8 protein-coding genes and 1 pseudogene are annotated in these 7,552 nt (G+C 66.6%); 5 read left to right on the plus strand and 4 right to left on the minus strand.

Annotated features, from left to right (window positions below):
- Positions 1 to 106 precede the first annotated feature (106 nt).
- Positions 107 to 700 carry a hypothetical protein gene (locus HV824_RS33935; RefSeq protein WP_176409958.1) on the plus strand — a complete coding sequence of 198 codons (594 nt, stop codon included), beginning with the start codon at positions 107 to 109 and terminating at the stop codon, positions 698 to 700.
- Between the two features lie 37 nt (positions 701 to 737).
- Positions 738 to 1,454 (plus strand): YqiA/YcfP family alpha/beta fold hydrolase, encoded by a 717-nt coding sequence (locus tag HV824_RS33940; RefSeq protein WP_176418594.1) that lies wholly within the window; start codon positions 738 to 740, stop codon positions 1,452 to 1,454.
- Here HV824_RS33940 and HV824_RS37805 read toward each other — a convergent pair.
- Both HV824_RS37805 and HV824_RS33950 read right to left on the minus strand, forming a co-directional pair.
- Complete coding sequence (locus HV824_RS37805; RefSeq protein WP_255208558.1) at positions 1,436 to 2,380, minus strand: hypothetical protein; 945 nt, start codon at positions 2,378 to 2,380, stop codon at positions 1,436 to 1,438. The two genes, HV824_RS33940 and HV824_RS37805, sit on opposite strands and share 19 nt — an antisense overlap.
- A 210-nt stretch (positions 2,381 to 2,590) precedes the next feature.
- A pseudogene (locus tag HV824_RS33950) lies at positions 2,591 to 2,788 on the minus strand (hypothetical protein); the annotation flags it as partial.
- Positions 2,789 to 2,925: 137 nt separating this feature from the next.
- Here HV824_RS33950 and HV824_RS33955 point away from each other — a divergent pair.
- A complete protein-coding gene (locus HV824_RS33955) occupies positions 2,926 to 3,081 on the plus strand; it encodes a hypothetical protein (RefSeq protein WP_176425121.1) in 156 nt (51 codons plus the stop codon).
- A 111-nt stretch (positions 3,082 to 3,192) separates the two neighbouring features.
- Positions 3,193 to 3,486, plus strand: coding sequence for a hypothetical protein (locus HV824_RS33960; protein WP_176425122.1), 294 nt, complete (start codon positions 3,193 to 3,195; stop codon positions 3,484 to 3,486).
- Positions 3,487 to 3,844: 358 nt separating this feature from the next.
- Here the strand turns inward: HV824_RS33960 and HV824_RS33965 are convergent, their stop codons facing one another.
- Complete coding sequence (locus HV824_RS33965; RefSeq protein ID WP_176425123.1) at positions 3,845 to 5,152, minus strand: hypothetical protein; 1,308 nt, start codon at positions 5,150 to 5,152, stop codon at positions 3,845 to 3,847.
- Positions 5,153 to 6,406: 1,254 nt separating this feature from the next.
- On the opposite strand from HV824_RS33965, the gene HV824_RS33970 reads away from it, so the two are divergent.
- The gene (locus HV824_RS33970; protein ID WP_176425124.1) at positions 6,407 to 7,120 is read left to right on the plus strand and encodes an esterase family protein; all 714 of its coding nucleotides are present in this window, start codon (positions 6,407 to 6,409) and stop codon (positions 7,118 to 7,120) included.
- Between the two features lie 15 nt (positions 7,121 to 7,135).
- On the opposite strand, the gene HV824_RS33975 is transcribed toward HV824_RS33970, so the two are convergent.
- On the minus strand, positions 7,136 to 7,552 hold a 417-nt coding region (locus tag HV824_RS33975; protein WP_255208560.1), incomplete at its 5' end, for an MATE family efflux transporter.

A 7,552-nucleotide genomic window follows, 5' to 3' on the forward strand; every position in this document is an offset into this window, starting at 1 on the left:
GTTCAGCTACTTCCGCCCTCCCTCCGACAGGGCGGAAGTAGCTGAACTGTCCGAGGGGCGGCACTCGGAGTCCCCCACGGCGACCTCCAGGCATAGACTGCAACGCATGAGAAAGCAGTCGATGTGGGTGGCGGTGGTGGGCGTGCTGTGTGTGGGAACGGACGCGGTGGCGGCAGGCTGGAATGGCTATGCATCGCTGGGCGCCGGCATCACCCTGGACCATCTGAGCGACTTCCGCACGAGGGGCCCGGCGCTGCACGGCTACCTGGGCCTGGAGACCCCACCCGGGCTGTCGGTGGGCCTGCTGGCGGAGATCTCCGAGACGTGGGGCCAGCAGTTCCCGGACGCGATGCGGTCGGGACAGTTGGAGCGCGCGCAGCTCGACTACCGGGCGGTGGGCATCGAGGCGCGGCTGCGCTTCTTCCAGGACAAGCCCATCACCCCGTGGGTGGGCGCGCGGCTGTCGAAGAGCTGGGGGAGCACCTTCACGCCGGACGACGTGGGCACGTGGCTGCGGACGAACATCGACACCACGAGCATGGCCTTCCGGGTGGGCGTGGACGGCTGGTTCAGCGACCGCTGGGGCGTGTCCGTCTCCACGGGCTTCCAGTTCTGCGACGTGAAGCTGACGTCCAGCGCGCTCAACCAATGCGCCAAGCTCATGCAGTCGGTGATTGCCGGGCCGGTGTTGCGCATCTGAAGCCAGCGCCGCGCGCGCCCGTTAGAGTGGGCCCGTCATGAGCGCTTCGACGACAGCTTCCTCCGCCGTGGGTCCTCGTTGGCTGTACCTGCACGGCTTCGCCTCGGGTCCGGATTCGAAGAAGGGTGTGGCCGTGGCCCGGCACTACGCGGACCAGGGCATCCCGGTGGAGCGGCTGAACCTCCGCGTCCCCTCCCTGGAGCAGCTCCGCCTGAGCGCCATGCTGGACACGGTGCTGGCCGCCATGGGCGGGCCCGAGGAGCGCGTGGTGCTCATCGGCTCCAGCCTGGGAGGTCTCACGGCGGCCCGGGTGGCGGAGCAGGACGCCCGCGTGTGTGCGCTGGTGCTGCTGGCGCCCGCCTTCCGCTTCGTCCCGCAGCTGCGCCGGAGGATGGGGGACGCGGCGTGGCGGCATTGGCAGACGTCTGGCTGGATTGAGACGGACGACTTCGTCACGCAGCAGAAGGCGCGCATCCATTCGGGCTTCATCGCGGACGCGGAGGCCGTGGATGCCCGCACGGAGGGCTGGCCCGACGTGCGCGTGCCGACGCTCATCATCCACGGCCGCCAGGATGACACCTGTGACGTCCGCAACTCGCGCCAGTGGGCGGAGGGCAAGCGCCACGTCCGGCTGGTGGAGGTGGAGGACGGCCACGAGCTCACCGCGTCACTGCCGCGGATTCTGGAGGAGACGGAGGTGTTCCTCCAGCCGTGGGGCGCCCGGGGGCCGCGCGCTCACAGTTCGAGGCCGTAGGCGGTGGCCACCTGCTTCATGAAGCGGAGCATGAAGGGCGGGGTGTCGTTGCCCAACGTCAGGCGCGTGCGTCGGCCGTTCACGGTGAACTCGAGCGTCGTCTCCTGCCCGTCATGTGCGGGGGGAGGCGGTGCGCTTCGGCCCTCCTTGAGTTCGCTCAGTCGGCTCGCCGCGATGAGCAGCGTCGTGAGCCGATGGGCGTCGTCCGCGTTCACCTCGGAGAGGAGCGGGCCGTTGCGCTTGAAGCGGCCATCCGCGAAGACCTCGAGCCAGAAGCTCCGCGTGTTGGGCATGCCGGGCGTCTTCTGAAGCCTGAGCACGAGCGCGTCCTTGGAGAACCGCTGCTGGCGCCGCTCCGGATGCTCCAACTGCGAGAAACCTTCGCTCAGCCGCGGCGCGAGCAGCGGCGAGTATTGGAGGAAATCGCTGAACGTGCCTTCGACCACGTCGGCGCACGCCCCCCGCTGCCAGCCGCCGAGGCCCTCGATGCGGTAGAAGACCTCATCGACGTACCACTGTCCCTCGGGGTTCCAGATGACGACGAGGCGCCTGGCCTGTGACGTCGGCTCGACGCGTGTGGAGAAGTACTGCCGGTCGTCTTTGGGGGTGCGGAGCATCCCCTCGAGGTCTCTGGGCAGCAGCTTCTGGAGCGTGCTCCCGCGAATGGACTGCGCCTTGAAGTATGCGCCCAGCGTCGTCGCGGGCTTCTGCTCGCCGAAGTACGGGAGGAAGCCGAGCTCGGCGGACAGTGGCTCGAAGCCCTCGGGCGGGATGAGCTCGCACCGTTCGACGAAGGGCCGGTAGTCCTCGCGCCCCATGCCGTAGCGCTTCCCGTCCGAGCCGACGTGGACGTCGTTCCCCGCGTTGGGGTCGCCGCGGTTGACCTGATGGTAGAGCTCGAAGCGCCAGGTGTGAGCCGATGTCATGGGAGCACCTTTCTTGGGAGTCACGGGCCGAGTGTCTCCGGGCGCCGCGCCGAGGAGGGGACACGCCAGGAGGATGACGACGGCGAGACGGTGAAGTCGCGACATGACTCGCAGTGAACCATGTCGGGAAATCATGGGGATAGGGCTTATTGAAGCGGGAGCCGCGCACCTCCGGCGTTGAGGGGTGTCGCCCGGTTGAACGCCCACGGCTCAGGAACGGTACCGCTCCGCCTCATGGAAGAACTGGGCGAGCGAGTAGTCCAGCAGCGACTGGCGGGACTGCATGTACCGACGGGCGCGCAAGAAGGGCAACCAGACGCGCTCGCCGACACGCACCTGAGACTCCTCCATCTTCCGTCGCGGAACCCACGCCCCGCCCAGCCGGCGAACGAGCATGCCGCCCAGGTAGGGCCTGAGGGATCCCCTCATCTGAGTCCATCCGCGTCCGTTCAACGGGATGGAGAAAGCGGAGCAGAATCAAGGACCTGAGTGCAGCCCGGCAGGCAGGTCCGCCGAAACAGGGTGGCCAGGAACATTCTTCCGGCATGAAGAAGAATACGCCGAGGACGCAGGTGGCGGAGGGACTGCGAGCGCTGGTGTCGGCCGAGGGCATCCTGGAGGCGGCGCGGCGGTTGGGCGCGTTGCAGCGCCAGCGCAGGTGGACCTGGTGGCGTTGGTGGAGTCCACGGTGGCCGCGGTGACGCCGCTGCCCGGCACACAGACAACGGCCTTCGCCAATTACATCGCGCTCACCGGACAGAAACTGTCGCCCAGCGCCTTCTTCGGAAGTGGCCGACCGGGCCGCCCAGGCCGTGCGAGAGGCAGTCGGCGAGGGCAAGTCCTTCAATGAGCTGGGGGCATTGCTGGAAGAATTCTCCAACATGCAGGTGGCCGACTCCACCTGCCAATTGCCACGGCGACTGGCGGCTGACTGGGCCCCCTCCACCAGCCAGGCACGGCCAGCGGCCTTCGGTGTGGGACGGTCGGCGCTGCGCGCCACTCGGCCTGGCGCTGTGCTCTCGTTCGTGTACGCCAAGGTGATTGCCCTGGCCCTCTCGCGCCTGCTGGAATTCTCGATGCGGCAGAAGACAGGCGAGCCAGGCTAACAGCAGGCGACGGGGCGGCTCGCGCTGGTGCTGGCGTTGACCCGCTGCGCCCCACTGCTGCTGTCCCATGCGATGATGAGCCGGGGCGTGACGCTGGAGCAATTGGAGGAGCGCATCCTCCTCATCGCGGAGGTGACCGCCCGTTCACGCCAGCAACATCGCGAGCGTGAACGACGCAGGCGCGAAGCTTCCCTCGGGAGCGGCCGCTAAACCGGAAGCGGATGGACCATCAACAGGGGCGACTGGCCGCGCTTTGGATTCAGCGGATTGCCGTCTGTGGAACGTAATATTGAATGTGCAACTGGGTCCGCATCGTGTTCCAGCCACGATGCGGACCCAGCTGCAGCCAGCCCGTGGCTCAGGGCTCGTAGACGCTGTGCGCGTAGTGATAGACGGCCCGGCTCAGTGACGTGGTGCCGGACGTGATGGTGAACGACGCACGGTCGTAATACTCCCTGAACAAGTAGACCTTGCGCGACTCGCGGCCCCACGCATGCGGCACGTTCGTGGTGATGGTGAACTGGCCGTTCGCGTCGGACGCTCCGCTCACATCTGTCTGCGCCTGATAGGTGCTGGGAGTGAAGACCGTGATGTCCACGGGGGCGTTGGCGACGGGCTGGCCGTAAATGTCCGTGAGCGAGCCCACGAAGGTCGCGAAGTAGCGAACGCGCCAGGCGAGGCCAAACCCGAAGTTGTGGTAGCCGCTGTAGCCGTTCTCGGTGTCGACCCGGTCGAGGACGATGGAGGCCGGTGCGACGCCCACTCGCAAGGTGTAGGGCGTGGCCGGTTCCACCACGTCGAGCGACAGGACGCGCACGTACCAAGTCCCCGGCGGCAGGCTATAGGTGGCCGAGGCGTTCTTGTTCACGGTGGCGGCGGGGGCCCCTCCGGGGTTGGAGAAGATCTGGAGTTGGTAGGTGGCCGCGGCGGCGGTGCTCAGCGAGAACTTGTAGTTGTTCTGGAGCCCGACGTTGAAGACGACCCAGTCCTCATCGAAGCCATTATCCAGCGTCCGGGTGGCATTGAGGCCGGAATTGGCGCTCTGCGCCTGCCAGGGGTTGTCATCTGGCTCTGCGACGTCGGGGGTGGCCGAGTGCAGCACGACCAGCGTGTATGGGTTGACCGGGTCGGCCCCTTGATAGGCATGGACCATGAAGAAGAAGTATGAGCCCGCAGCACCCGTGACGCTCGTTTGTTCATAGTGCGCGGGGCCGAAGAGGGACTGCGCCTCCAGCGTCAGTGCGAACGTCGTAGCGTCGTAGCTGAAAGCGTAGAGGTCATAGTCCAGGCTGGCATCGTTGACCGTGTTGAGGAAGGCCGTGACCTTGCCGCCGCTCGGCACGTGGACGTAGTACCAGTCCTCCTCGTCCTGCACGTCCAGAGTGTCGCTCCACTGCGTGTTCAGGTCGAGGTACTGCGCCGTGTCCGGTGTGCTGTTCCCCGCCAACTGTGACAGTCCGGCACGGGGGTTCCACCGCCGCACCTGAAGGGCCTTGGACGCGGCGTCCTTTTTCTCCATGGGGTCCGCCAGGGCCACTGGCGCTGCGTCCTTGACCCGCCTCAATTCAGCATCGACCGGTCCGGCTGCGACGGAAAGCGGCACCACCAGCGTCGAACCCATCAGCAAACCCAGCGCACCTCGAAACATCCGCTCGAACCAGGGCATTTCTTGCAATCCTTTGGATGTGATGCACTTTCAACCTATGTGAGCCGCCTGGGATTTATGAAATGAAATTACTGCAGTCCAGGCCAAAACCAATGACACACAGCGTCTTTGATTTGATATATACTCGCGGACAAATATATCCTTACCACTGGAATCGGACAGACCATCAATACCTGCTTATCATGCCATTCAGACCTAAGTGCGGTCACTGCTGACCTCACTCCTTCCCTCGTTGCAATGGGGTCGGGTAGACCGGGGAAGTTGCCCTCCCTGGCCCCCCACAGATCCGGACGTGCAGAATTCCCACATCCGGCCCTTCGGAGAAGGGATTCGCTACGTGGCGTAGATGGAGTGCGTGACACGGGCGCGCGGCAGCGAATGGAACTGAAGCAGTTGATTGAATCGCGTCCACGGGATGGTCCCTCTCTGGGAGCGGCGTGCAAGCCACCGCCTCCATGCGTAGACCACCGTCTTGCGAAACCGCGCGAGCGCTACGAAGTTCCCGGTGATGCCGTAGTACCCGTAGTGCCCGCGAAGCTTCTGGGCGAGGTTCACCCGCTGGGCTCCCTCTCCGAGTTTCTGGTCGACGTGTCTCCTCCTTCCTCTCGGTCCAGGCTTGGCCTGACGCACTGTGGCTCCCATCCTGAGCGTTGCCCGAGATGAAGGTCGGGTTGGCAACGAGGCCACGGGCCCTGGGAGAAATGCGGGCCATGGTGAATGAGCCGCTGGAGGTGACCACAGCACCTCACGGCGAACTCGGCTCACCACTGTATCCGGCGCTCCGCCCTGTTTCTCTTCCAGGTGCGCGCGCAGGCGCTCCAAGAACTGGGGCAGCGTCACAGGCACCACGCGCGCCGTGGTCCGGCTCGTATCGAAGAAGGCCTCCGTGTCCAGGAAGTCCGCGTCACAGAGAACGGAGAAGAGAATCCGCGCCAAGCGTTCCAACCGAAGCGGCTCCAACGCAAACCCGTCCAACTTCTGGTTTCCGTCGGGTGACCGGCACAAGGTGCCTTGTCCTACGAACGGCCGGAGCGCGCGCTCCCCCCACGGTGGTATGCCCGGGCGCGAGGAATGCGGGCAGGCTTCCGGCCCCACAGGCCACGCCAGCCGTGGGAGCCGCAACGAACGCCCAGGCGGGTAGCCTCCGACTCGGCAAAGTCAGACATCCGCCCGGGTGTTCACTCCCGGCAGTCCGGCGAGCAGCCCTTGCACGCCAGTCGCGGCCTTTGACGCCTTGCGATTAAGTTGCGCGCCATGAACCGCGAATACCACCGCTGGTACAGCGAGCGACTGCACCGCGACATGGAGTTGCTCATCTTCGGCCACTCGGGTGAGCCCGTGCTCCTGCTGCCGACGAGCAAGGGCCGCTTCTTCCAGGCCGAGGACTTCGGCCTCATCGGCGCCATCGCCGACCGCGTCCAGTCCGGCCGGTACCTCGTGGTGTGCCCGGACTCCGTCGACGAGGAGTCCTGGTTCAACACCGCCATCCCCCCGCGTGAGCGCGTCGTCCGCCATCAGCAGTGGGAGGACTACCTCCTCCACGAGGTGGTGCCCCTGCTCAAGAGCCGCGGCACCGGCGGGCGCCTCACCCTGGCCGGATGCAGCTTCGGCGGCTTTCACGCGTACAACATTGGACTGCGGCACCCGCACGTCTTCCGGCGCCTGCTGTCCATGGGCGGCAAGTTCGAGACGGACGAGTTCCTCGACGGCCACCACGACTCGGACGTCTACTTCCACTCATGCACGGAGTGGCTGCCGAACCTCACGGACCCCGCGCGGCTCTCCGCCCTCCAGCGCGTGGAGCTGGTGCTGGCGGTGGGCGAGCACGACTTCTGCCGCCCCTCCAACGAGCACCTCTCCAACCTGCTGTGGAAGAAGGACATCGGCAACCACCTGGCCGTGTGGCAGGGCGGCACGCACGACTGGCCCGTGTGGCGGCAGATGATTCAGCAGTACCTGCCCTGGTAGCCGCGCCGCGCGCCGCTACGCTTCAACTGGACGTAGCGCGCCCGCGCTCATCCGGTTGAAGCGCCACAGCAGCGCCACCGCCACGGTGACGAGGCCCGCGCACAGGCCCCACCAGATGCCCACCACGCCCAGGCCCAGCTTGAAGCCCAGCAGCAGCGTCAGCGGCAGGCCAATGGCGTAGTGCCCCACCATGTTGGCCAGGAACGTGAAGCGCGTGTCGCCCGCGCCGCGCAGCACGCCCGCCCCCACGCCCTGCACGCCGTCGAACACCTGGAAGACGGCGCTCACCATCAGCAGCGGCACCACCAGCGGCAGCACGTCCTCGGGCGCGCCCGCCAGCCTGGCCAGCGCCGTCGGGAACAGCGCGAACAACAGCCCACCCAGCGCCATGAAGCCCGCGCCGCCCGCGAAGGCCATGAAGCCGCTCAGCCG

Origin of the sequence: Myxococcus sp. AM009 (assembly GCF_013372605.1) — a bacterium.
Taxonomy (GTDB): Bacteria; Myxococcota; Myxococcia; order Myxococcales; family Myxococcaceae; genus Myxococcus; species Myxococcus vastator.